The organism is Ferruginibacter sp. HRS2-29 (genome assembly GCF_024343615.1).
Lineage (GTDB): Bacteria > Bacteroidota > Bacteroidia > Chitinophagales > Chitinophagaceae > Ferruginibacter.
Genome location: NZ_RJUB01000156.1, coordinates 208,373 through 233,632 on the forward strand (window position 1 = coordinate 208,373; position 25,260 = coordinate 233,632).

The 25,260-nt window shown below is 45.0% G+C and carries 22 protein-coding genes; 14 read left to right on the forward strand and 8 right to left on the reverse strand.

From position 1 onward, the window contains the following. Window positions 1–13: 13 nt before the first annotated feature. The 12 genes from leuC (at window position 14) to EGI32_RS18690 (ending at window position 13,739) form a co-directional block, all read left to right on the forward strand. The gene (gene leuC, locus EGI32_RS18635; protein ID WP_255157077.1) at window positions 14–1,423 is read left to right on the forward strand and encodes a 3-isopropylmalate dehydratase large subunit; all 1,410 of its coding nucleotides are present in this window, start codon (window positions 14–16) and stop codon (window positions 1,421–1,423) included. 127 nt (window positions 1,424–1,550) lie between these two features. After that, the gene (leuD, locus tag EGI32_RS18640) at window positions 1,551–2,144 is read left to right on the forward strand and encodes a 3-isopropylmalate dehydratase small subunit (protein WP_255157079.1); all 594 of its coding nucleotides are present in this window, start codon (window positions 1,551–1,553) and stop codon (window positions 2,142–2,144) included. 46 nt (window positions 2,145–2,190) lie between these two features. Further along, the gene (gene leuB, locus EGI32_RS18645) at window positions 2,191–3,306 is read left to right on the forward strand and encodes a 3-isopropylmalate dehydrogenase (RefSeq protein ID WP_255157080.1); all 1,116 of its coding nucleotides are present in this window, start codon (window positions 2,191–2,193) and stop codon (window positions 3,304–3,306) included. 363 nt (window positions 3,307–3,669) lie between these two features. Continuing rightward, window positions 3,670–4,563, forward strand: coding sequence for a branched-chain amino acid transaminase (locus EGI32_RS18650; RefSeq protein WP_255157082.1), 894 nt, complete (start codon window positions 3,670–3,672; stop codon window positions 4,561–4,563). A gap of 124 nt (window positions 4,564–4,687) precedes the next feature. Beyond that, window positions 4,688–6,373, forward strand: a complete 1,686-nt coding sequence (ilvD, locus tag EGI32_RS18655; RefSeq protein WP_255157084.1) for a dihydroxy-acid dehydratase — start codon at window positions 4,688–4,690, stop codon at window positions 6,371–6,373. An 86-nt stretch (window positions 6,374–6,459) separates the two neighbouring features. Further along, window positions 6,460–8,226: a biosynthetic-type acetolactate synthase large subunit gene (gene ilvB, locus EGI32_RS18660; protein WP_255157086.1), complete on the forward strand. Its 1,767-nt coding sequence runs from the start codon at window positions 6,460–6,462 to the stop codon at window positions 8,224–8,226. Between the two features lie 90 nt (window positions 8,227–8,316). Then, complete coding sequence (gene ilvN / locus EGI32_RS18665) at window positions 8,317–8,907, forward strand: acetolactate synthase small subunit (protein ID WP_255157088.1); 591 nt, start codon at window positions 8,317–8,319, stop codon at window positions 8,905–8,907. Between the two features lie 123 nt (window positions 8,908–9,030). After that, entirely contained in the window at window positions 9,031–10,140 is a 1,110-nt protein-coding gene (gene ilvC, locus EGI32_RS18670; RefSeq protein ID WP_255157089.1) for a ketol-acid reductoisomerase, read from the forward strand. Between the two features lie 13 nt (window positions 10,141–10,153). Further along, entirely contained in the window at window positions 10,154–11,410 is a 1,257-nt protein-coding gene (gene ilvA, locus EGI32_RS18675; protein WP_255157091.1) for a threonine ammonia-lyase, read from the forward strand. A 348-nt stretch (window positions 11,411–11,758) separates the two neighbouring features. Further along, window positions 11,759–12,439: a hypothetical protein gene (locus EGI32_RS18680; protein WP_255157093.1), complete on the forward strand. Its 681-nt coding sequence runs from the start codon at window positions 11,759–11,761 to the stop codon at window positions 12,437–12,439. A gap of 185 nt (window positions 12,440–12,624) precedes the next feature. Then, the gene (locus tag EGI32_RS18685) at window positions 12,625–13,095 is read left to right on the forward strand and encodes a hypothetical protein (RefSeq protein WP_255157095.1); all 471 of its coding nucleotides are present in this window, start codon (window positions 12,625–12,627) and stop codon (window positions 13,093–13,095) included. Then, complete coding sequence (locus EGI32_RS18690; RefSeq protein WP_255157096.1) at window positions 13,092–13,739, forward strand: hypothetical protein; 648 nt, start codon at window positions 13,092–13,094, stop codon at window positions 13,737–13,739. The genes EGI32_RS18685 and EGI32_RS18690 overlap by 4 nt, the downstream gene beginning before the upstream one ends. Before the next feature lie 9 nt (window positions 13,740–13,748). On the opposite strand, the gene EGI32_RS18695 is transcribed toward EGI32_RS18690, so the two are convergent. The 8 genes from EGI32_RS18695 to ureA all read right to left on the reverse strand — a co-directional run bounded on the left by EGI32_RS18695 (window position 13,749) and on the right by ureA (window position 19,710). After that, a complete protein-coding gene (locus EGI32_RS18695) occupies window positions 13,749–14,450 on the reverse strand; it encodes a sulfite exporter TauE/SafE family protein (protein WP_255157098.1) in 702 nt (233 codons plus the stop codon). Next, entirely contained in the window at window positions 14,440–15,186 is a 747-nt protein-coding gene (locus tag EGI32_RS18700; RefSeq protein ID WP_255157100.1) for an urease accessory protein UreD, read from the reverse strand. Before EGI32_RS18700 ends, EGI32_RS18695 begins: the two co-directional genes overlap by 11 nt. A gap of 47 nt (window positions 15,187–15,233) precedes the next feature. After that, window positions 15,234–15,872: an urease accessory protein UreG gene (gene ureG / locus EGI32_RS18705; protein ID WP_303626672.1), complete on the reverse strand. Its 639-nt coding sequence runs from the start codon at window positions 15,870–15,872 to the stop codon at window positions 15,234–15,236. Window positions 15,873–15,888: 16 nt separating this feature from the next. Beyond that, window positions 15,889–16,575 (reverse strand): urease accessory protein UreF, encoded by a 687-nt coding sequence (locus EGI32_RS18710; RefSeq protein WP_255157102.1) that lies wholly within the window; start codon window positions 16,573–16,575, stop codon window positions 15,889–15,891. Further along, window positions 16,572–17,072, reverse strand: coding sequence for an urease accessory protein UreE (locus tag EGI32_RS18715; RefSeq protein WP_255157104.1), 501 nt, complete (start codon window positions 17,070–17,072; stop codon window positions 16,572–16,574). The genes EGI32_RS18710 and EGI32_RS18715 overlap by 4 nt, the downstream gene beginning before the upstream one ends. A 38-nt stretch (window positions 17,073–17,110) precedes the next feature. After that, the gene (ureC, locus tag EGI32_RS18720) at window positions 17,111–18,826 is read right to left on the reverse strand and encodes an urease subunit alpha (RefSeq protein WP_303626673.1); all 1,716 of its coding nucleotides are present in this window, start codon (window positions 18,824–18,826) and stop codon (window positions 17,111–17,113) included. Window positions 18,827–18,959: 133 nt separating this feature from the next. After that, window positions 18,960–19,268, reverse strand: coding sequence for an urease subunit beta (gene ureB, locus EGI32_RS18725; protein ID WP_255157106.1), 309 nt, complete (start codon window positions 19,266–19,268; stop codon window positions 18,960–18,962). A 139-nt stretch (window positions 19,269–19,407) separates the two neighbouring features. Then, on the reverse strand, window positions 19,408–19,710 hold the full coding sequence (gene ureA / locus EGI32_RS18730; protein ID WP_255157107.1) for an urease subunit gamma: 303 nt from the start codon (window positions 19,708–19,710) through the stop codon (window positions 19,408–19,410). Between the two features lie 367 nt (window positions 19,711–20,077). On the opposite strand from ureA, the gene gltB reads away from it, so the two are divergent. Next, window positions 20,078–24,595 (forward strand): glutamate synthase large subunit, encoded by a 4,518-nt coding sequence (gene gltB / locus EGI32_RS18735; RefSeq protein WP_255157109.1) that lies wholly within the window; start codon window positions 20,078–20,080, stop codon window positions 24,593–24,595. A gap of 142 nt (window positions 24,596–24,737) precedes the next feature. Beyond that, window positions 24,738–25,260: NAD(P)-binding protein (locus EGI32_RS18740; protein ID WP_255157111.1), on the forward strand; the 523-nt coding region annotated here is incomplete at its 3' end.

The following is a 25,260-nucleotide window of genomic DNA, read 5'->3' on the forward strand; positions in this document are numbered from 1 at the left end:
AGGGGATAGGGGTATGGGAAAAACACTTTTTGAAAAGATCTGGGACAAACATATCGTCAAAACCATCGACGACGGGCCTTCTGTATTATACATCGACAAACACCTGATCCACGAAGTAACCAGTCCGCAGGCATTTGCGGGAATCGAGAAACGTGGTTTACAAATATTCCGTCCTCAGCAGGTAGTAGCAACTGCCGATCACAACGTTCCAACATTGGATCAGCATCTGCCCATCAAAGAACAACTCAGCAGGCTGCAGGTTGATACATTGATAAAAAACTGCGCCAATCACAATATCGAATTATATGGCCTTGGCCATCCTTACCAGGGGATCGTTCACGTGATCGGCCCTGAGCTCGGCATCACACAGCCGGGCATGACGATCGTTTGCGGTGACAGCCACACCAGTACACACGGGGCTTTCGGCTCCATCGCATTCGGTATCGGTACCAGCGAAGTAGAAATGGTTTTTGCTACACAATGTTTGTTGCAGACAAAGCCCAAACAAATGCGCATCAATGTGGAAGGTGAATTAAGAGATGGCGTGCTGTCGAAAGACATCGTGTTATATATAGTATCAAAAATTTCCGCCAGCGGCGCAACAGGTTACGCGGTGGAATATGCCGGCAGCACCATCCGCAATTTGTCGATGGAAGCACGCATGACGGTGTGTAATATGAGCATTGAAATGGGCGCCCGTTGCGGGCTCATCGCACCCGACGAAACTACTTTTCAATATGTGCATGGCCGCACATTTGCGCCGGAAGGAGTTGACTGGATAAAATCATTACAGTACTGGGAAACATTATTCAGCGATGACGATGCAAAATTTGACGCAGAGATCACCATCAACGCAGCTGACATAGAACCGATGATCACTTACGGAACCAATCCGGGAATGGGTATCGGGGTAAACGGGCTCGTGCCGCTCGGTCAATCGATCGATGAAAAAGACAGGCCTTCTTTTGTGAAAGCGATGGAATACATGGGCATAGCACCAGGGACTGCTATCAAAGGGCAAAAAGTGGATTATGTTTTTATCGGAAGCTGTACCAACAGCCGCATCGAAGATCTGCGCCTGGTAGCGGATTTTGTAAAAGGCAAACGCAAAGCCGATGATGTGGAAGTATGGATTGTTCCGGGAAGCAAACAGGTAGAGCAACAGGCGATAGAAGAAGGGATAGACAAAGTATTTGAAGAAGCCGGGTTCCAATTGCGCCAGCCAGGTTGCAGCGCCTGCCTCGGTATGAATGAAGATAAGATACCCGCAGGAAAATATTGCATCAGCACCAGCAACAGGAATTTTGAAGGAAGGCAAGGTGCCGGAGCCAGAACATTACTGGCAAGCCCGCTAACGGCAGCTGCAGCCGCCATTACAGGCAGAGTGACAGATGTAAGCGAGATGTTGGCAGTGCATAATTAAAATTCATATTCCAGAATGAATATGTTGTCACCCTGAGCTTGTCGAAGGGTTTCGCATCCTGGATATTTTTACTAAAGACTCGATACACCTTTGACAAGTTCAGGTTGACAGAAAGAAAAAGTTTAAAATGAGCAAAAACAAAATAAATATCATCCATTCCACTTTCGTTCCGTTGAATATCGAAAACGTGGATACCGATCAGATCATTCCCGCCCGGTTTTTAAAAGGTACCACAAGGGATGGATTTGGAAAAAATCTTTTCCGCGATTGGCGCTATGAAAATGATGATGAAACAAAACCAAAACCGGATTTTGTTTTAAATCAATCAAAATATAAAGGACAGATATTAGTTGCCGGAAAAAATTTCGGATGCGGTTCTTCCAGGGAACATGCCGCCTGGGCTATACTGGATGCGGGGTTCACTGCGGTGGTGAGTAGTTTTTTTGCAGATATTTTTAAGAACAATGCATTGAACAACGGAGTATTGCCAATTACCGTGAGCGAAAATTTTTTAGATAAAATATTCGCAGAGGGAACCGAATCGACTATCACCATCAGTTTACCCGAACAAACTATCACCATTGATTCTACCGGAGAACAGCAAAGGTTTGATATCAACAGTTATAAAAAAGAATGCCTGTTGAATGGCTACGACGACATCGATTATTTACTCAACATAAAACCTGAAATCGAAGCGTATGAAGAAAGCGTGAAATACTAATGCTTCATTCATATCTCATAACTCATAATTTATAACTGAAAGAAAAATGTTTAAGAAGATCGCAGTATTGAATGGAGACGGCATCGGGCCTGAAGTGACCCGCCAATCGGTAAAAGTGTTGAAAGCTATTGCCGAACAGTTCGACCATGAATTCATTTTTACAGAAGCATTGATCGGTGCAGATGCTATCGACAAGACAGGTTCACCTCTGCCATCGGAAACAATCGATATCTGCCTGGACAGCGATGCGATCTTATTCGGCGCCATCGGCCATCCGAAATATGATAACGACCCATCGGCCAAAGTAAGGCCGGAACAAGGTTTGCTGGGATTAAGGAAAGCGTTGCAATTGTATGCAAACATCCGCCCGGTAACCACTTACCCAACACTCCATTTTCTTTCGCCTTTAAAAACAAAGAATATCGAAGATGTGGATTTTGTGATATTCAGGGAACTCACCGGAGGGATTTATTTTGGCAAAAAAGAATTGAGCGAGGATGGACAAAGTGCATCGGATGATTGTTCTTACACTAAAGAAGAAATTGAACGTGTTTCGCACCTGGCTTTTAAAGCAGCTCAGCAGCGTAAGAAAAAATTGACACTTGTTGATAAAGCGAATGTGCTTGAAACAAGCCGCCTTTGGAGAAAAGTGGTACAGGAAATTGCTCCGCAATATGCAGATGTCACTGTTGATTACCTGTTTGTGGATAACGCTGCAATGCAGATCATCCTTAACCCGAAACAATTTGATGTTGTTCTCACAGAAAATATGTTTGGTGATATCATCAGCGATGAAGCCAGTGTTATCAGTGGTTCGCTTGGGTTGTTGCCTTCAGCATCAGTAGGTAATCGCACTGCTTTGTTTGAACCTATTCATGGTTCTTATCCGCAGGCCGCGGGAAAAGATATCGCCAATCCGGTAGGTTCTATCCTGTCGGCAGCCATGTTGCTGGATCATATCGGTTTGCCTGAAGAAGCAGCACTGGTACGCAATGCCGTGACCTGGACAATTGAAAACAGGTTCGTTACAAAAGACATCGACCCGATCAATTTTTATTTCACTTCAACCGTTGGAGAACTGGTGATTGACTATATCAACAAGAATTTCTTCGAACGTGTGAACAACGAGAATATTGAATTGAGAAAATCTACAATCATATAAAACGTAACGCTGATTTATGATTTATTATGATCAGATCATAATAAATCATCATCATAATTATCCGCGTTGAGTTAAATTTTGCCGAAGGCAAAAAATAAAAAATAAAAAAACAAAAAAGTTCTTTGTTTATAAACAGGGCAGTCGTAGATTAGCATTATAATACTTCTTCATGCGCACAGCGAAAGTACATAATGTAATGACTGTTATAACTGCGATAATTATTGTGGTTGTCATTATTATTATTCCTGCACAGCACGGAGGAGGAGCTATCGTATAAAGATTTTAAGAAAAGATACAACGCGACCCGCCTCCAAAAAGGCGGGTCTTTTTTTGTCCCTGTTCATCAACAAATAAATATTCATTATGTACTACAACAACGACACGGTCATTTATTTCAATGGCGAATTTGTAAAAGCTGCTGACGCAAAAATGGATCTCTACAGCCAGAGCCTGCACTACGGGTATGCGGTTTTTGAAGGCATCAAATCTTACGAAACTGCCAATGGTACAAGGATATTCAAGGCGAAGGAACATTACGACCGCCTCCGTCATTCTGCGCAGGTGATGCAAATGCCTTTTGACATCAGTACCGAAGAAATGACGAAGCTTACATATGAAGTGTTGGAGAAAAATAATTTCACGAATGCGTATATACGCCCGGTGATCTTTTGCTCGCCGAATATGTCGTTGTCAAAAGGACGTGAATCATATCTCACGATCGTTGCGTGGGAGTGGACGAATGGCTACCTCGCCAACAAGATGCGGCTGATGACTTCATCTTTCGCCCGCCCTAATCCCGGTGCATTCCACATAGACGCCAAAGTAAGCGGGCATTATGTGAATTCCATCCTGGCTTGCCAGGAAGCGAAGGACAAAGGCTTTGATGAAGCGATATTGCTCGACGCAAACGGATTTGTAGCGGAAGGCCCGGGCGCCAATGTATTCATAGAAAAAAATGGCGTATTGTATACTCCTCCGAAAGGCAATATCCTTCCGGGTATCACAAGGGCCACTGTACTCGAAATATGCGATGAGTTGAATTTTGCAGTACAAGAAAAATTATTTACCGCGGAAGAAATGCGTGAAGCAGATGCGGCTTTCTATTGCGGAACGGCAGCAGAAATTGTAGCACTGGAATCATTGGATAATTCGGTATTTAAAAAAGATTGGGAAGAAAGTCTGGGATATATAATCCAACAGGCTTATCAGCATAAAGTTTTGGAAAAAGATTTCAGGTTGCAGCAGCAGTTGGCGTAAGGCAACCGCAGAGAGCAAAGAACGCAGAATTTACGCAGAGACCTCTGCGAAAACTCTGGCCGCTCCTTTCTTTGCGGTGAAGAAAATCTGCCCATTAAAAAAGTTTCGAACAAACTAAAACAACATGTCAGAATTAAATAAATATTCAAAAACACTCACCCAGGACGAAACCCAACCCGGAGCCCAGGCCATGTATTATGCCGTGGGGTTTAAAGAAAAAGATTTCAATAAAGCACAGGTGGGAGTGGTAAGCATGGGCTGGGATGGCAACCCTTGCAACATGCATCTCAATGATCTCGCTACGAAAGTCCGCGATAGCGTCAACGCCACAGAGGGCTTGCTGGGACTGCGTTTTTACACCATCGGTGTAAGTGATGGCATCAGCATGGGAACGGATGGGATGCGCTATAGCCTCGTAAGCCGCGATGTGATTGCAGACAGTATTGAAACAAATGCCGGTGCTCAGTATTACGATGGATTGATCGCCATTCCCGGTTGTGATAAAAATATGCCTGGTGCGGTGATAGCGATGGGGCGTCTCAACAGGCCTTCGATCATGCTGTACGGAGGAACAATAGCGCCGGGGCATTACAAAGGCGAAGACCTCAATCTGGTAAGCGCTTTTGAAGCATTGGGACAGAAGATCGCAGGTAACCTGGAAGAAAAAGAATTTAAAGCGATCGTAAAACATGCTTGCCCCGGTGCCGGTGCATGCGGTGGAATGTATACGGCCAACACTATGGCGAGTGCGATTGAGGCTTTAGGATTGAGCCTTCCGAATTCCAGCAGCAATCCTGCACTAAGCGCCGACAAACAAAAAGAATGTGAGGCAGCAGGTGCCGCAATAAAAATATTACTGGAAAAAGATATCAAGCCAAAAGATATCATGACCATGAAAGCTTTTGAAAATGCGATCACGGTGATCATGGTGTTGGGCGGAAGCACAAATGCTGTGCTGCATTTGATTGCCATGGCAAAAAGTGTGGACCTCCCTTTGACACAGGATGATTTTCAGGCTATCAGCAACAAGATTCCTGTGCTGGCGGATTTCAAACCGTCCGGTAAATACCTGATGGAAGACCTGCATCAGCACGGCGGCGTACCTGCGGTAATGAAATACCTGTTGAGCAAAGGGTTGTTGCACGGTGATTGCCTGACAGTAACAGGGAAAACCGTAGCAGAAAATTTAGCAGATGCGCCGGATCTTGATTTTGAAAAACAACAGATCATCATGCCACTGGAAAGGCCTTTGAAGGCGACAGGGCATTTACAGATATTGTATGGCAACCTCGCTGAAAAAGGAAGTGTGGCGAAGATCAGCGGAAAAGAAGGCGAACGTTTTGAAGGAACTGCAAGAGTGTTTGATGGGGAGAAAGATCTGATCGCGGGATTGCAATCAGGGAAAGTGCATGCAGGAGATGTGGTGGTGATACGTTACATCGGCCCTAAAGGCGCACCGGGTATGCCCGAAATGCTGAAACCTACAGGAGCTATTATCGGCGCTGGTTTGGGCAAATCGGTAGCATTGATCACCGATGGAAGATTCAGCGGTGGCACACATGGATTTGTCGTCGGACACATCACACCCGAAGCTTTCGACGGAGGATTGATAGGCCTGGTGGAAGATAATGATATCATTGAAATCGATGCCGTCAACAATACGCTCAATCTTAAAGTTTCGGATGAAGTGATTGCGCAGCGAAAACAACAATGGCAAAAACCGGCACTCAAAGCAACAAAAGGAGTGTTGTTCAAATATGCGCAATGTGTGAAGGACGCGAGTGAAGGGTGTGTTACAGATGAGGCCTAAACACCCCCTCCGCCCCCTGAAGGGGGAACTTAGGAGCATCGCAATTGTAAAAATTTTCTTTATCACTACAAATCTAAAATGTGATCATGGAGACGATAAATGAAGTAATAGAAATCAAGGCAGAGCAAACTGCATCTCAGTTCCCCCTTCAGGGGGCGGAGGGGGTGGAAGTTTCCGGATCGGTAGCGGTTCTGGAAGCGTTGATCGCGGAAGGCGTAACGGCCATTTTCGGATATCCCGGCGGAGCCATCATGCCAATATATGATGCGTTGTATGATTATGAAACTAAACTGAACCATATTCTCGTCCGTCACGAACAAGGCGGGATCCACGCTGCACAAGGCTTTGCGAGAGCAAGTGGCAGAACGGGTGTAGTGTTTGCCACCAGTGGCCCCGGCGCTACCAATCTTGTTACAGGCCTTGCTGATGCGATGATCGACAGCACGCCGATCGTGTGCATTACCGGACAGGTATTCGCTCATTTGCTTGGTACTGATGCATTCCAGGAAACGGATGTGATCAATATTACCACACCTGTTACCAAATGGAATTACCAGGTAACGGATGCTACTGAAATTCCTGCGGTGCTGGCTAAGGCATTTTACATTGCCGGCAGCGGCAGGCCCGGCCCGGTGTTGATCGATATCACAAAGAATGCGCAACTGCAGTTATTCGATTACAAGGGGTATACAAAATGTGAGCATATCAGGAGCTATCGGCCTAAGCCCATCATACGGAAGGAATATGTGCAGGAAGCTGCGGCATTGATCAATTCTGCAAAAAAACCATTCGTGATCTTCGGGCAAGGGGTTATTCTCGGTAAAGCCGAAAAAGAATTTGCAGCATTCCTTGAAAAAGCGAACCTGCCTGCCGCCTGGACGATCATGGGTATGAGTGCCATCCCTACCGATCACCCGCTTGGTGTGGGAATGTTGGGGATGCATGGAAATTATGGCCCGAATGTTTTGACAAACGAATGCGATGTGCTGATCGCTGTAGGTATGCGCTTCGATGATCGCGTAACCGGAAGGCTTGACAAATATGCAAAGCAGGCGAAAGTTATTCATCTTGATATCGATCCTTCTGAGATTGATAAGAATGTAAAAACGACTGTTCCCGTATGGGGCGATTGTAAAGAAACATTACCGCTGCTGACTGAATTGTTGCAGGCAAATGATCATTCCGCATGGCTGCAGAAGTTTGCAGATTATGCAAAGGAAGAAGAAGCTACTTGTATCAGGCCCGAGTTGAATCCAACAACCGAAGCCCTCACTATGGGCGAAGTGATCAAGACTTTAAATGAACTGACCGAAGGTAACGCCATCATTGTAACCGATGTGGGGCAGCACCAGATGGTAGCCTGTCGCTACGCAAAATATAACAATAGCAAAAGTAACGTGACCAGTGGCGGCCTGGGTACCATGGGGTTTGCTTTGCCTGCGGCGATAGGAGCTAAGTATGGGGCGCCCGAAACTACCGTTGTTGCTGTGATTGGCGATGGTGGTGTGCAGATGACGATCCAGGAATTGGGAACGATCATGCAGACTGGAATTGATGTGAAGATACTTATCCTGAATAATCAGTTTCTCGGGATGGTGCGCCAGTGGCAGGAATTATTCATGGAGAAAAGATATTCATTCACGAATATCCAAAGCCCTGATTTTGTAAAAGTGGCGGCGGCCTATAATATAGAAGGTAAAAAAATATCGGAAAGGAGTGAGTTGAAAAATGCATTGAAACAGATGCTGGATCACCATGGCTCTTACCTGCTGGAAGTGATGGTAGGTAAGGAAAATAATGTATTTCCGATGGTGCCGCAGGGTTGCAGTGTTTCAGAAATCAGATTGAAATAAGAACCGAATTGTCAGGGTGAGCTTGTCGAACCCGTTATCGCAAACGAAAAGCCTTACGGGCTCAGGCTGACAACGCAAAAAAAAATCATTATGAATAAAGAGGAATATACCATCACCGTTTATACAGAAAACCAGATCGGTTTGCTGAACCGCATCGCGATCATTTTTTCAAGAAGAAAAATAAATATCGATAGCCTCAACACATCGCCAACAGAAGTGGAAAGTGTACATCGGTTCACCATCGTTATCAATGAAACAGAAGATGTAGTAAGGAAGCTTTGCAGGCAGATCGAAAAGCAGGTGGATGTATTGAAAGCATTTTACAACACAGAAGACGAAGTGGTGTGGCAGGAAATGGGATTGTATAAAGTGCCCACCGACGAAGTTGCTGAAAAAGTAAAAGTAGAAAGATTGCTTCGCCAGTACGGTGCAAGGGCTGTTGTTATCCGTAAAGATTACACAGTATTCGAAACCACCGGCCACCGCGAGGAGACAGACGGATTGATAAAAGCATTGGAGCCTTATGGCCTCATTGAATTTGTACGCAGTGCACGAATCGCTGTAATCAAGGATAGCAGCGGATTCCATGAAAAATTAAAATCGTACGAGTCGTCCGCTCCCGGAGATGAATTGATAGAGAATGAATTTTTGAATCAGCAGGAAGAAATCTTTACGATGTAAGAATTAAAAATTAAGAATGTTTTCGGGTTGAAATATTTTGCGATTTACAGGTTCGTATTTATTCAAATTTTTTTGTAAAACAATACAACAATAAAAAACTTCTAATAATTTAAAAAACAAAACATGGCAACATTAAATTTTGCAGGCACCCAGGAAAACGTAGTAACACGCGACGAATTTCCTTTAGCGAAAGCGCAGGAAATATTAAAAGACGAAGTAGTAGCAGTGATTGGTTACGGCGTTCAGGGGCCTGGCCAGGCATTGAACCAGAAAGAAAACGGGATCAATGTGATCGTTGGGCAACGTAAAAATTCAAAGAGCTGGGATAAGGCTGTGAAAGATGGTTTTGTAGAAGGCGAAACTTTATTTGAAATTGAAGAAGCCCTTGAAAAAGGAACGATCATTTGTTACCTGCTCAGCGATGCTGCACAGATAGCCATGTGGCCGACTGTAAAAAAACACCTGACTCCCGGCAAGGCATTATATTTTTCTCATGGTTTCGGAATTACTTACAACGACCAGACAGGTATCATTCCGCCTGCTGATGTAGATGTGTTTCTTGTTGCGCCAAAAGGAAGTGGTACTTCCCTGCGCAGGATGTTCCTGCAGGGACGTGGCCTCAACAGCAGTTATGCCATCTTCCAGGATGCTACCGGCAAAGCATTTGACCGCGTAGTGTCTTTGGGTATCGCGATCGGATCGGGTTATTTATTTGAAACGGATTTCAAAAAAGAAGTGTACTCCGATCTTACCGGTGAAAGGGGAACGTTGATGGGCGCTATCCAGGGAATCTTCGCGGCACAATTTGAAGTGTTGCGTTCCAAAGGCCACTCACCTTCCGAAGCATTCAACGAAACAGTAGAAGAGCTTACACAATCACTCATGCCATTGGTGGCTGAAAATGGGATGGACTGGATGTATGCGAATTGCAGCACCACAGCACAACGTGGCGCATTGGACTGGTGGAAAAAATTCCGCGATGCTACCTTGCCTGTTTTTAACGACCTGTACAATAGCGTTGCCGAAGGTAAAGAAGCAGCTAAATCAATCGAAAGCAACAGCAAAGCTGATTACCGCGAAAAACTGGAAGAAGAATTGAAAGAATTACGCGAAAGCGAATTGTGGCAGGCAGGAAAAACAGTAAGGAGCCTGAGGCCGGAAAATCAGCCGGTGCCATCAGAGCAGCCGCTCAACGCTTTCAATCCGAAGAAATTTACAGAATCGGTTAAATAGTTTAAATATAAAAATGAGCACCAGCACACATACGATAACATCCCTGGATTTTGCGGCAGCAGCCGAAAAACTGCGGTCCGTGGTCAACAGGACTGCTTTGCAGTTCAACCAGCATTTATCCGCTAAATACAAATGCAATATCTTTCTCAAGAGGGAAGACCTGCAGGTGGTGCGTTCTTACAAGCTCCGCGGTGCTTATAATATGATGAGCAGTTTGCCCCAGCAAAAATTGCAGCAAGGCGTTGTGTGTGCAAGCGCAGGCAACCACGCACAAGGCTTTGCTTACTCCTGCAAAAAACTCAATTGCAAAGGAGTAGTCTTCATGCCGGTGATCACACCGAATCAGAAAATACGGCAAACGCAAATGTTTGGAGAAGATTTTATCAAAATAAAATTAGCCGGAGATACCTTCGATGATTGTGCCGCTGCCGCGAAAAAGTATACGGAAGAAAATAACATGACCTTCATTCCTCCTTTTGATGACATCAGGATCATTGAAGGGCAGGCGACTGTAGGACTCGAAATTCTGGAAGATCAACCGGAAGTCGATTTTCTTTTTGTGCCCGTTGGCGGAGGTGGGCTGAGTGCCGGGGTAGGAACGTATTTCAAAACATTTTCCCCTAAAACGAAAGTGATCGGCATCGAACCGGAAGGTGCCCCGTCGATGACCGAAGCGCTCAAAGCAGGACACCCGGTAATGCTCGATAATATCGAACGTTTTGTGGACGGCGCTGCTGTAAAGAAAGTGGGTGACCTCACTTTCTCCATCTGCAAAGATGTGCTGGATGATATGCATCTCGTTGCTGAAGGGAAGGTCTGCACCACAATTTTAAAATTATACAATGAAGATGCCATCGTGGTGGAACCTGCAGGAGCCTTGTCCATAGCGGCTCTTGACGACTATGCGGCGGAAATTGCAGGCAAAAATGTAGTGTGTGTGGTGAGCGGCAGTAACAACGACATTGACCGCATGCAGGAAATAAAGGAACGCAGCCTGCAATATGAAGGATTGAAGCATTATTTCCTGATCCGTTTTGCGCAACGCCCCGGCGCTTTGAAAGAATTCGTCAATCATGTGCTGGGTGAAAATGACGACATCACCCGATTTGAGTACATGCAGAAGCATAATAAAGAAACCGGGCCGGCGCTGGTTGGCATCGAATTGAAAGCAAAGGAAGATTATACGGCACTTCTCAAAAATCTTGATCACTACAAGATCAATTATACCGAATTAAAAAGCCAGGACAATGCTTTCGGCTACCTGGTCTGAAATTTTTCTACACCATTGATTACAGAAGATACCATGTATCGGGCGCAGATCTTATTGTTATAGGATCTGCGTTTTTGTTTTTTACCTCAGGCAATCTCGGGAAAAACACCATCGCCTGAGCAGAAAAATACCATTTCTGCATGTTGATTCACCACCTACATTTGACAGCTGCTACACGAAACCCGGGTAACTAAAATTATATCAAGTAGCACTAAACTTACATTAGACCAAAAAAGATGGATTGAAAATTTAGATCTGCAATTTTGTGTTGTCATCGGCCGTGACTTCAACAGCAGGGAATTAAACCGGTTCCCTGTATTATTTATTCATCTTTTCAATTATTTTATTATGAGATACTTCATATTATCTGTAGTGGCATTGCTATGCATAGGGACGGCATACAGCCAAAAAAACAACCCGTTTGCAAAACGCGGGGCGGAATTTGTAGAATCATTTAACCTGATCAAAAAGGATTATGACGCCGGGAATATCAAAACGCTGAATGAGAAGACGCTGGCGTTTTATTCGTCTAAAGTGCCGCTTAAAAATGAGGTCACTATAAATACAGCAACCAATGTATTTAAGGTCATCCAAAGTGGCAAGACCAAACTTGGTGACGTTGTGAATAACGCGACTGTTTCCGAAGCCAGTAAAAAGATCATCATTGAAATTGTACGCAATCAGCAAGCATTATCTGAAGCCAGGTTCCAGGATTTTCTTGTCAGGAAAAATGATGAGATAGCATCTGCTAAAGTCAGTGAAAACGAAAGGGAAATATTGTACACTTTATCGGCTATCGCTTATAATGTGAGAATCAGTGGCCTTGCATCAATATCCGGTATGGAGTTTTCGAGAGGCCGGGGATGCCTGGTACAGGATGAAGGGGGTACCGCTCCTATGGATAACGGCTGGTGCGTAACGGCAGCAGCTACCGTTGGCTTTCTGATAGGGAATGGTGTGTGCGGTATTTTATGCGGCCTTGGTGGTGCCGTGATTGCAGGTGTCGCTACTGCAATTTCCTTAAGTTGAAATTTATTTATAACCATACCGGGTGCAAAGGCATCCGGTATATATCTCCTTCAGTTATGTACAAATTCTTTTGTATGATCGCCATCTTTATGAATTCCTTTGCAGGAAATGCGCAGGAGTTAAAATTTTCAGGTTCGCTGGCAGGTTTTGGAATCGCCGAATTCGAACAGGGAAAAAAGTTGGCAGTGGCCAGATTTTTCGATTTTGATTATGAAAAAATGATTAGTTACTTCTGGCGATGCCGGGCAGGTTTAGGTTATGCTGAAGTTCAATACCATGGGATCAGTAAAAGCGGATTGGAATATTTCAGCCATAGAAAATTCATAACAGTTCCGCTGGGAATAAGAAAATATTCGTCTTTGTCAAAAAAATCTGAGGCGTATGTTGAACTTGGAACATACAACAAATATGAACTTACAGATAAGGTTGATTACTCAGACCCTTTCTATACCGATATTAAAAATACCAATGGCGGATATAGCCTCGATATCATGGTGTTTGCAGGTTTCAAAACCCAATTAGGAAAAAAAAGTATGGTTGATCTGGGTTTTGGTGGAACAAAGAATCTATTGGCTGTATATAAATTGAAACAGAATAAGATCCGTGTCAGTGCATCTTATATCACCCTCAATCTTTCAAGAAAATTAGGGAAATGAGATATTGGTATCTTCTTGTAGTATTTAATATTTATCTGCTACCAGGTATTTACGCACAGGAAAAACCAGTGTCGGTCGATTTTGGTAAATGCCGTCTGGAAAGTATGGCAGTGTATATGGTATGCAAAGGAACAAGGTCGAAAATTCCGATTATAGGCAAAGAGTTCAATCTCAGGGATACAAATATTACGCATGTCGGATTAGGATGGATAGAGAAAGGCAGGCTGATTATTTACAATATGGTGAATGATCAACCGGATAAAGGTTTCCGGCAAGATTCAATAGCAGATTTTTTGAGAGGTAATGATATTTACTATTGGAGTATTTGGAAGACAGTTGCGAGTAATGAGGAGCGGGAGAGGATCAGGAAATTCGTTTCCGGGATTGCGGTACTTAATCCTAAGTTTGATAATATGTTTGATCTTGACAATGGAGATAGCTTGTTGTACTGTTCGGAGTTTTGCAAGCGGGCACTATTTATGATGGCTCCTGAAAAATATTCATTCCCACCAGTAAAGATTCCATTGAATAACCCACTGTATGAAAGTATACTTGATCGAAAAATTTTGACCTATATTCCGGTGGATTTTTTTCAAGGAAGTCCATTGTTTGAAAAGATATATGAACAATATAATCAGGATTAAAAGAGGCGATTACCACCCCATGAATACCATTCCGGCGCCACAAATAAAAACCGTTGCACCGCCGATGGCGTGCATATATCTTTCCAGTTTTTCTGTTTTGAGAAATGCAAATCCATAATAGCCCAACACAACCATCAATATCATAGTGAGCAATGTGCAGATAGTATAAACGATGATCAACACCATCATTCCCCACCAGGAATTTTGTGCGGCGGGAAAATACAATAGCGGTATCATCGGCTCGCATGGCCCTAAAAGAAAAATGATGAACATCACCCAGGGGGTTACTTTATGCCGTTCCTGTGCAGCCACTGGCTGGCCATGCCGGTGTTCATAAACATATAAAGTGCCATCGTCCACCATGTCGAAATGTTTGTGCGGCTGGTTTTTCTTCGCCCGCCAGAGCCCCCATATTCCGTAGCCTAATCCAAAAAGCAACATGCACCATCCGGCAACACCACCCCGCACTTCTTCCAAAAATTTAACCTTTGATAAAGACCAGCCGATGGCCGCACCCCCCAAAGCCAATATTACAGAACTCCATACGTGGCCGCAACCGCAAAAGACCGTCCAGAAAATGGTTTTGCCAAATGACCAGCCTCTCGATCTGGCTAAAGCAATGAACGGAATATAATGATCCGGGCCTGTAACCGTGTGCAGGCAAGCAATAGAGATGGCTGCAAGGATGAGTATTTGCATTTCAGCGGACATGCGCAGGATGGTTTTGCAGTAAAAAAGTATTTGCCACAGATTGTAAAACATCAAAAAGTTGTTCGGCTTTAAAACCGAGCAAACGAAGGATGATCCCGTCTACAGGAGTTGCGGTAATCCCGAATTCAATTTCTTTTTTCTCAGATAAAAATTCAGCAATTGCAGCGATCAGATATTTAGGCTGTGATAGTTCTTTCAAAAAGATCATCGTAGCCTGGTGTGTGTACCCTTCCAGCTGACCAAGTGCATGCACATTGGTGACTGATGGCTGGATCAACACATTCTCCCTGATGACCAGTTTGCCCGAAACATAAATTTCTGTGAGCGTATGGAATTTTGAGAACAGGAACGACTCCCCGCTTTGTTTTCTTCCACAGGTGATCACTTCACCCCAAAGCAACGTACAGCCTGATTGCAGCCAGATAGTATTTTTAGAAAAAAATGATGATGCTTCATGCGGAACAGATGGGTGAGGCAGATAAAAAAACGAACCACCTGCTGCCACCTGCACTTCTGTTTTTTGCGAAGCACCATTTTTCATGTTGAATAAACGTTGGTAAGATTGCGTCTGCAGTTGCAATGAACTATTGCCGGTCACATCGATCTTTATTTCATAATCGTCACCATCGAGTATTCCCGGCGAAGCACTCATGAGCATGAGCTTTAATAACGGACTGTTTTTATCTTCGGTGATATTCGCCACTTTGAATGGCTGAGTGAAAAACGAACTTTTCAAAAATGTTCGCTTTTCCCGTAACGCAGTTTGTATGTGCAGTTGTGCTTTCATCGTATCAAAACCGGTTCTGCAATTTCTTCCATCAAAGTATATTTTTGGATCCAGCCGATCACCGAATCAAGCCCCTGCAGGCTCATCAGGTTGGTGAATATGAAAGGGCTGCCTTTTCGCATCAGCTTTGCATCTCGTTCCATAACGGAAAGATCGGCGTGAACATAAGGTGCCAGGTCGATCTTGTTGATCAATAACAGATCGCTTCTTGTGATGCCCGGCCCGCCTTTACGTGGGATCTTATCACCTTCGGCAACGTCGATCACAAAAATGGTGACATCTGCCAGATCGGGACTGAAAGTAGCGGATAAATTATCTCCACCGCTTTCAATAAAAATTATTTCAACATCCGGAAAACGCCCTGCCATTTCCTCCACAGCCTCCAGGTTCATGCTCGCATCTTCGCGGATGGCTGTGTGAGGGCAACCGCCCGTTTCAACTCCGATGATCCTTTCTGCCGGAAGCAGGCTATTCTTTGTAAGGAACTCCGCATCCTCTTTTGTATAAATATCATTGGTGATCACCCCGATACTATATTTCGGATACAATTGCCTGCACAAACGCTCTATCAACGCGGTCTTTCCCGAACCAACAGGCCCGGCAACACCGATCTTTATATAATTTCTTTCCATCATTCTTAATTCTTAATTATCATGACATGTACAATCTTGAATACAATTGCTCATGCTGCATACAGCGAATATCAAATCCTGTGCAACACAAGCCGAGTAATTCCGGATCAGGATGCATGCTGTTATTTACCAATTGATTGATCAACGGCTGCAGACCAAACAGGATCGTTTGCCCATCCTGCTGGCCAAGTGGGACCATCTTTACGCTATTGGTTACAAATCCTGCTGCAGCATTGTAATAAAATCCGGTAAGCAGTTCTTTTTTATCAATACCTAACGCATTGCCGTAAACGCCGAAGGCAATGCAATAATGCCCGATGATCTTTTTCTGCTGAAGTGCCCCGGAGAATTTTTTTGCAGTGGGGTCTTCTGTCAATCCTTCAAATAATTTCACCAATCGTGTCCCTAGTTTCTGACTGGCAGAACGCACTTCGGAAGCTAGTTTTACTGCATGGCATTCTTCGTCAAGCGATATTATTTTTTCATACTCATGTTCATTAGCGGCATCGTAGGCCAGTGAAACAAAAGCTGCATCAGTGTATTGGAGGCTTTGCGTGAGCATTTGTATCACAAATTCTTTCACAGTAGTAATATCATGCACGATATTTTTCTGGATATACGTTTCAAGCCCCGAAGAATGAGCATACCCGCCTATCGGCAAGGCCGGATCTGATAGCTGCAATAAACTGAGCAAATTGGTATTCATTCTGAACCGGTGAGTTTCATGATCTTTGAAAAAAGTGTTTCGCCGCTTGTGCCATGTGGCGATACTGTTGTTTTTAAAGGATGCAGAAGTTTGCGCTGCGCCTGCTTCACATCGTACCCAGACGACATTAATAAATTATATAATGGTTTTTCAAAAGCGATCAGCAGTTCATCATTGTAATAAAATAACGGCAGGTGTTTGTTGCCGATCTCATAACATATGGAAGCCATCTCTTCCATCGATTTAGGATTTACTACAATGGCATCACATGGTTTTATTTCCACAACAATGAGGGTATCCGTGTCTTCAAATAAAATATCGCCTTCCGTCAACTGCTGATTTTCGTTTAAAAATTTAAGAGAGAGAGCTATACCGGCATTCGTTTTTTTATGCAGTATACGTTTGCCTGATTCAAACCATTCCAGTTGAACCTTATCGATCTGTTTTTTAGAGATATCAATTGATCCGATATTTCCTGTCTTTTTTTGAATGATCATAATTTGTCTGCCGGATCATAAAGATCAGCGTTGCATTTTTAAAATAAAAAGTAGCGTTGCGCCAATGCCACTTCTGTAGCGGGTTCGCAGGTAATGTGTACACCATCCACTTTCACTTCATAATTTTCCGGGTTCACATCTATCTGCGGGGTAGCATCATTATGAATAAGATCTTTTTTGGAAATATTCCGGCAATTTTTTACCGGCAATATTATTTTTTGCAACTCATAACCTGCTACTACGTTATTGTCAATAGACACCTGCGACACAAAACTGATGCAGGTCTTGTGCAATGCTTTTCCAAAAGCCCCGAACATGGGCCTATACAGAACCGGCTGTGGCGTTGGGATCGAAGCATTCGGATCACCCATCCTGCTGGCGATGATCATTCCACCCTTGATGATCATTTCAGGCTTGGCACCAAACATCGAAGGTTTCCACAACACAATGTCTGCAAACTTTCCTGCTTCCAATGAGCCTACGTGTTCGCTGATACCATGCGATATAGCCGGATTGATCGTGTATTTTGCCACATATCTTTTCGCCCTGAAATTATCATTTTTATTCTTTTCATCCGCTTCCAGAAACCCACGTTGTTTTTTCATCTTATCCGCGGTCTGCCAGGTTCGTGTGATCACTTCGGCTACCCTTCCCATCGCCTGGCTGTCGGAACTCATCATGCTGAACACGCCCATATCGTGAAGGATATCTTCCGCGGCAATGGTTTCGGGGCGAATGCGGCTATCGGCAAATGATACATCCTCGGGTACATTCTTGTCAAGGTGATGGCAGACCATCAGCATATCAAGATGTTCGTCGATCGTATTTTTTGTATAAGGTCTTGTCGGGTTTGTCGACGATGGCAGCACATTCTGATACATCGCCGCTTTGATGATATCCGGCGCATGGCCGCCACCGGCACCTTCGGTGTGAAAAGTATGGATGACTCTGCCTGCAATCGCGGCAATAGTGTCTTCCAGAAATCCTGACTCGTTAAGAGTATCAGTATGAATGGCTACCTGCACATCATATTTATCCGCCACTTTCAGGGAGGCGTCGATAACGGCTGGTGTGGACCCCCAGTCTTCATGGATCTTCAATCCCAGAGCTCCTGCTTCAATCTGCTCTTCTAACGGTAATGTAGAAGAGCAATTACCTTTTCCGTAAAAACCCAGGTTCATCGGGAAAGCCTCTGCCGATTCCAGCATTTTCTGCAGGTTCCAGGCACCGGGGGTAACAGTAGTGGCATTGGTTCCATCTGCAGGGCCGGTGCCGCCGCCAAGCATCGTGGTGATGCCGCTGTACAATGCGTGATCGATCAGTTGCGGACAAATAAAATGAATATGCGTATCGATGCCGCCCGCAGTAGCTATCAGGCCGGCGCCGCCATGCACTTCAGTGGAAGCGCCGATGACGAGTTGCGGATGAACGCCATCCATCGTATCAGGATTGCCGGCTTTGCCAATCGCAATTATTTTCCCGTCTTTGATACCAATGTCCGCTTTTACAATTCCCCAATGATCAAGTATGATCACACTCGTGAGCACAAAATCGGGGACGCCTTCTTTTCGGGTAGCCGTTGCCGATTGTGCCATACCATCGCGGATCGTTTTGCCACCGCCGAATTTCGCTTCGTCTCCGTATACGGTAAAATCTTTTTCAATCTCGATAAGTAGTTCCGTATCTCCCAGCCTCACTTTATCGCCGGTAGTGGGGCCATACATGTTGGCGTATTTAATTCTGTTTATTTTCATGATCCTTTTTAATTGTTACAGGATTTTCAACCGCAGAGAAAGAGAGTGGCCAGAGTTTACGCAGAGATAATTTCTAAACCAACATACCTCTGCGTAAACTCTGCTCTCTCCTCTTCTCTGCGGTTAAGAAAAATTATTTTACCGGTCCGTTCACTTTATTCTGAAAGCCGAATATTATCTTATTGCCACCAAATTCCACGAGTTCTACTTCTTTTTCTTCACCCGGCTCAAAACGTACTGCGGTTGCTGCCGCAATGTTCAAACGCATACCCAGCGCCTGCTGCCGATCAAAAATCATCTGCTGGTTTATTTCGTAAAAATGATAATGCGAACCCACCTGCACCGGCCTGTCGCCCGTGTTGGTTACGGCAATTTTTACAGTACGCCTGCCGGCATTGATCTCGATGTCGCCTTCGGCTAAAATGTATTCTCCTGGAATCATAAATTCAATTAAAAATTACGAATTACGAATACGAATTGTACATTCTACAGATCAGGTATAAGTTAAGAGTAACATACTAAATGGACTTGGGTAAAATTATAAACTTTCGAAGGTTTCACTATTAACTATTCACCATTCACTACCTGATGGGGTCATGCACCGTCACCAGCTTTGTCCCATCAGGAAAAGTAGCTTCAATCTGTATATCATGAATCATTTCCGGTATCCCCGGCATCACATCTTCCCTGCTAAGTATCGTAGTGCCATATTGCATCAAGGCTGCTACAGACTGCCCATCGCGGGCGGCTTCCTGCAACCGGCTGCTGATGAGCGCTATAGCTTCCGGGTAATTCAATTTGAGTCCGCGGGCCTTTCTTTTTTCAGCAAGCTCCCCTGCTAAAAACAACAATAGTTTCTCCGATTCCCTGGGTGTTAAATGCATAAATGTGGGCTGTGATATTTGTCAGAATAGCCATCAAGTTAGTACATGCGGCCAAGGTGGGGAAATAATTATTCCTTCTTTTTGGTAAGAAAAATAAAAAATTGATGTTGGCGATAATTGGGTTTATCCTCTGAAAGTGCTGACAATAAAGAGTTTCCGGATATCGAAAATGCTTTGCACATAATAAAATCTTTCAATAGTTGGTTTTTAATTGCTTCTATCTAAAATTATATTTAGAAACTCGTTATCTCGACTGACGACACAATAATAAAATCCATTCCTACCTGTTACCTTTTGAAAAACCATAGCCTGGATGAGACTGATCCATTGGGCGAAGTCGTTTTTTATTGATCTGAAAATTTTTGATATGATTGCAAACAAAGGTTTATACGACCCTTCATTTGAACACGACTCCTGTGGTATAGGCTTTGTAGCGAACATGAAAGGAAGCAAGTCGCATCAGCATGTCGGGGATGCGCTCACGATCCTCGAAAACATGGAGCACCGAGGCGCCTGTGGCTGCGAGAACAATACCGGCGACGGTGCAGGTATATTGATACAGATCCCACACGAATTTTTCTTCGATGAATGTATCCGTCTTGGCGTTCATTTGCCTTCTTCAGGTAAATATGGCGTCGGTGTGATTTTCTTTCCAAAAGAGATCCGCTTACGCGAAGAATGCCGCGATATCTTTAATCGCTCTGCCGAAAAACTTGGGCTGCAGATACTCGCTTACCGTGAAGTGCCTGTGAATACCAATGATATCGGCGAAAGCGCTTTAAGTGTAGAACCAGTGATGGAGCACGTTTTCGTAGCCTGTCCCGATCATATAACAGATGCCGACGAATTTGAACGTAAACTTTTTATACTGCGCAATTATGCTACACACACTGTTACAAATACTGTCAGGCAGGATGCCATCGGTTTCTACATGGCATCGCTTTCGCACAAAACCATTGTTTATAAAGGCCAGCTCACCAGCAAACAGGTACGCCATTATTTTCCGGACCTCAACGACAAAAGGGTTGTAAGCGCTTTCGGGCTAGTACATTCCAGGTTTGCCACCAATACCTTTCCTTCCTGGAAACTGGCGCAGCCGTTCCGTTTCATTGCGCACAACGGGGAGATCAATACGCTTCAGGGAAATGTGAACTGGTTCAAAACCGGCGCCCACGGCTTTGTTTCGCCTTATTTTTCCAAGGAAGAAATGGACATGCTTTTTCCGATCATCACCAACGGGCAATCCGATTCTGCCTGTCTCGATAATGTGATCGAGCTGCTGGCGCTCTCCGGACGAAGCCTGCCACATGCTATGATGATGCTCATTCCCGAAGCATGGGATGGCAACGAACAGATGGACCCGGTGAAAAAAGCTTTCTACGAATTTCACGCATCGATGATAGAACCCTGGGATGGCCCGGCTTCCATCTCCTTCACCGATGGAAAAATAATCGGCGCAACGCTCGACAGGAACGGCCTTCGGCCTTCGCGTTATTGTGTAACGCACGATGACCGCGTGATCATGGCATCCGAAGCAGGAGCATTGCCGGTAGAACCTTCGCTGGTAAAAGAAAAGGGAAGGCTGCAGCCGGGTAAGATGTTTGTGGTGGATATGGAGCAGGGGCGTATCATCAGCGATGAAGAACTGAAACAAACGATCTGCTCGCAAAAGCCTTATGGCGACTGGCTGAACCAATACAAGATACGTCTTGAAGACCTGCCTGAACCAAGGGTTACATTTTCGCATTTGTCCGACACTTCCATCCTTAAATACCATAAGGCTTTTGGTTATACAACAGAAGATATCGAGAACATCATCAAGCCGATGGCGCTGGATGCTAAAGAGCCTATAGGTTCAATGGGCACGGATACGCCGCTGGCGATATTGAGCGAACAGCCGCAACACCTCAGTTCATATTTCAAACAATTATTTGCGCAGGTAACCAATCCGCCGATCGACCCCATTCGCGAAAAGATGGTGATGAGCCTTTCTATTTTCGTAGGAAATATCGGCAACTTATTGGATGAATCGCCGCTGCATTGCCACAACGTGGCGCTGAAGCAACCGATACTCAGCAACAACAAATTGGAAAAGATAAGGAGTATCGATACCGGAATTTTCCAGGCAAAAACATTGCAGACTTATTTCCGGGCAGATGGCAAAAAAGGCTCGCTGCAAAAAGGGCTGGAACGTTTGTGCCGCTATGCGGAAGATGCGGTGAACGATGGCTTTGAAGTATTGATACTGACCGATCGTGCGGTGGATAGCGATCACGCATCAATTCCTACATTGCTTGCTACCGCTGCTGTTCACCATCATTTGATCCGGAAGGGGTTGCGTGGACAGGTGGGTATCATCGTAGAAGCCGGCGACGTTTGGGAAGTACATCACTTCGCCTGCCTGCTCGCTTTTGGCGCAACGGCCATCAATCCATACCTGGCCTTGTCTACTATCCGCAGCATGAAATACAACGGCACTCTGGAAACGGATTATACGGCGTATGAACTGCGCAAAAATTATATCAAAGCAGTCTGCGATGGCCTGTTGAAAGTGTTTTCAAAAATGGGCATTTCCACTTTGCAATCTTACCAGGGTGCACAGATATTGGAAATTCTCGGGCTCAACAGGGATGTGGTGTCAAAATATTTCACCGGTGCCACTTCCCGCATTGAAGGCATCGGGCTGGATGAGATTGCAAAAGAAGCATTGGCCAAACATTACGTGGCATTCAGTAAAAAAACGATCCCGGTGGACCGGTTGCCGGTTGGTGGTATCTACCAGTGGAAACGCAAAGGTGAATTTCACCTGTTCAATCCGCAGACCATCCACTTATTGCAGCATGCCACCAAAACCAATGACTACGCCACTTTTAAGAAGTATTCAAAACTGGTGAATGATCAGAGTGAAAGGGCGGCAACATTACGGAGCCTGTTTCAGTTCAAAAAAAACAGGCCTTCCATTTCCATTCATGAAGTAGAGCCTGCAGAAAATATTTACAAACGTTTCGCCACCGGCGCCATGTCTTTCGGCTCCATTTCCTGGGAAGCGCATACTACATTGGCCATAGCTATGAACCGCCTGGGTGGCAAAAGCAATACCGGCGAAGGCGGCGAGGATGAAGTTCGTTACGAGCGGTTGAGCAATGGAGATTCAATGCGCAGCTCTATCAAGCAGGTTGCCAGCGCACGTTTTGGCGTTACGAGTCTGTATTTGTCTGAAGCCGATGAGATACAGATCAAAATGGCACAAGGGGCCAAACCCGGTGAGGGCGGGCAATTGCCGGGATATAAAGTAGACGAATGGATCGGTAAGACAAGGCATTCCACGCCGGGCGTGGGATTGATATCGCCGCCGCCACATCATGATATTTATTCCATTGAAGACCTGGCGCAGCTGATCTTCGATCTTAAAAACGCCAACCGGGCAGCAAGGATCAATGTGAAACTGGTGAGCAAAGCCGGTGTGGGCACCATTGCCGCAGGTGTTGCCAAAGCGAAGGCGGATGTGATATTGATTGCCGGGCATGATGGCGGAACAGGCGCTTCGCCGCTTTCTTCCGTGCGCCATGCAGGGCTGCCGTGGGACCTTGGATTGGCAGAGGCACAGCAGACGTTGTTGAAAAATAAATTACGCAGCCGCGTCGTGCTGCAGGCCGATGGCCAGATGAAAACCGGTCGTGATATAGCGATAGCAGCTTTACTGGGTGCCGAAGAATGGGGTGTGGCTACCGCCGCATTAGTGGTGGAAGGTTGCATCATGATGCGCAAGTGTCATTTGAATACCTGTCCGGTTGGTGTGGCAACGCAAGACCAGGATCTGCGGAGACAATTTACCGGCAACCCGGATCATGTAGTAAACTTTTTCCGTTTCATGGTAGAAGAACTCAGGGAGATCATGGCTCACCTGGGTTACAGGACGGTGAATGAAATGGTGGGCCAGGTGAATGATCTGGAAATGAGAGAAAATATCAATCACTGGAAATTCAGCAAACTCGATCTTTCGCCTATCCTTTACCGTGAGCCTGCAGCAGATGTTACCGGTTTGTACAACCAGGAAATGCAGGATCATGGTTTGCATGAAGTGCTGGACTGGAAGTTATTGCAGGCAGCGCAGGCATCATTGGATCATGGTACGAAAACAAGCGCTTCATTTGAAGTGATCAATACGGATCGTACAATAGGAACAATATTGTCGAATGAAATAACGAAACGTTACAAAGCAGCCGGTCTGCCGGAAGATACCATTCATTTCAAATTCACCGGTACTGCGGGGCAAAGTTTTGCAGCCTTCAATACCCAAGGGATCACCCATGAACTGGAAGGTGATGCGAATGATTATTTCGGGAAAGGGTTGAGCGGTGCAAAGCTGATCATTTATCCACCAGGATCTTCGTCATTCGTTCCCGAAGAAAACAGTATCATCGGTAACGTGGCATTTTATGGTGCTACCAGCGGCAATGCGTATATCCGTGGAAAAGCGGGCGAACGGTTTGCCGTGCGTAATTCAGGCGCTAATGTAGTGGTGGAAGGTATTGGCGACCACGGCTGCGAATATATGACCGGCGGGCGTGTAGTGATACTCGGTGGAACCGGAAGAAATTTTGCCGCAGGCATGAGTGGCGGCATCGCTTATGTATATGATGTGAAGGGAACGCTTCCGGATAATTGTAATAAGGAAATGGTAGACCTCGATCCGGTAGAGGAAAATGATCTGCAGGAATTGAAGGAAATGCTGACGCAGCATTTTTTAAATACGAAAAGTACGGTAGCAAAATTTGTACTGGATGATCTTGACAACCAGTTGCAGCATTTTGTAAAAGTATTTCCGAAGGATTATAAAAAAGTATTGCAAAAGAAAGTGGCAACAGGGGTGACGAAGCAGTAGTTCTTTGCCGTAAAGACGGGAAGAAAAACAAGGTATTATAACAATGATAATAGAATTCATCGATTAAAACTGGCGGAGTTCAGGAAGTAGCAAACAAATATTTTGTTTTTTTCTTCCCGTCTTCCCGGCAAAAAAGATTACCATGGGCAAACCAACAGGCTTTACAGAATTCAACAGGCATCTGCCGGCCAGGGTTCCGGTTGCGGAGCGCCTGAAGAATTATGATGAATATGTGCTTCGTTACTCTGATAACGAATTGAACGAGCAAAGTGCCCGTTGCATGGATTGCGGCGTTCCGTTTTGCCACAATGGTTGCCCTCTTGGCAATGTGATCCCCGAATTCAACGACGCGGTATATAATAAAGATTGGAAAGAAGCCTACGACATACTTTCTTCTACCAATAATTTCCCTGAATTCACCGGGAGGATCTGTCCGGCGCCTTGCGAGTCAGCCTGCGTGCTTGGTATCAATAAACCCGCGGTGGCCATTGAGGAAATAGAAAAACATATCATCGAGATAGCTTTTGAAAAAGGTTTTGTGCAGGCAAAACAACCCAACATACGTACGGGGAAAAAAGTGGCGGTAGTCGGTAGCGGTCCTGCAGGCCTTGCGGCGGCGGCCCAATTGAATTCTGTTGGCCACCAGGTAACTGTATTTGAACGGG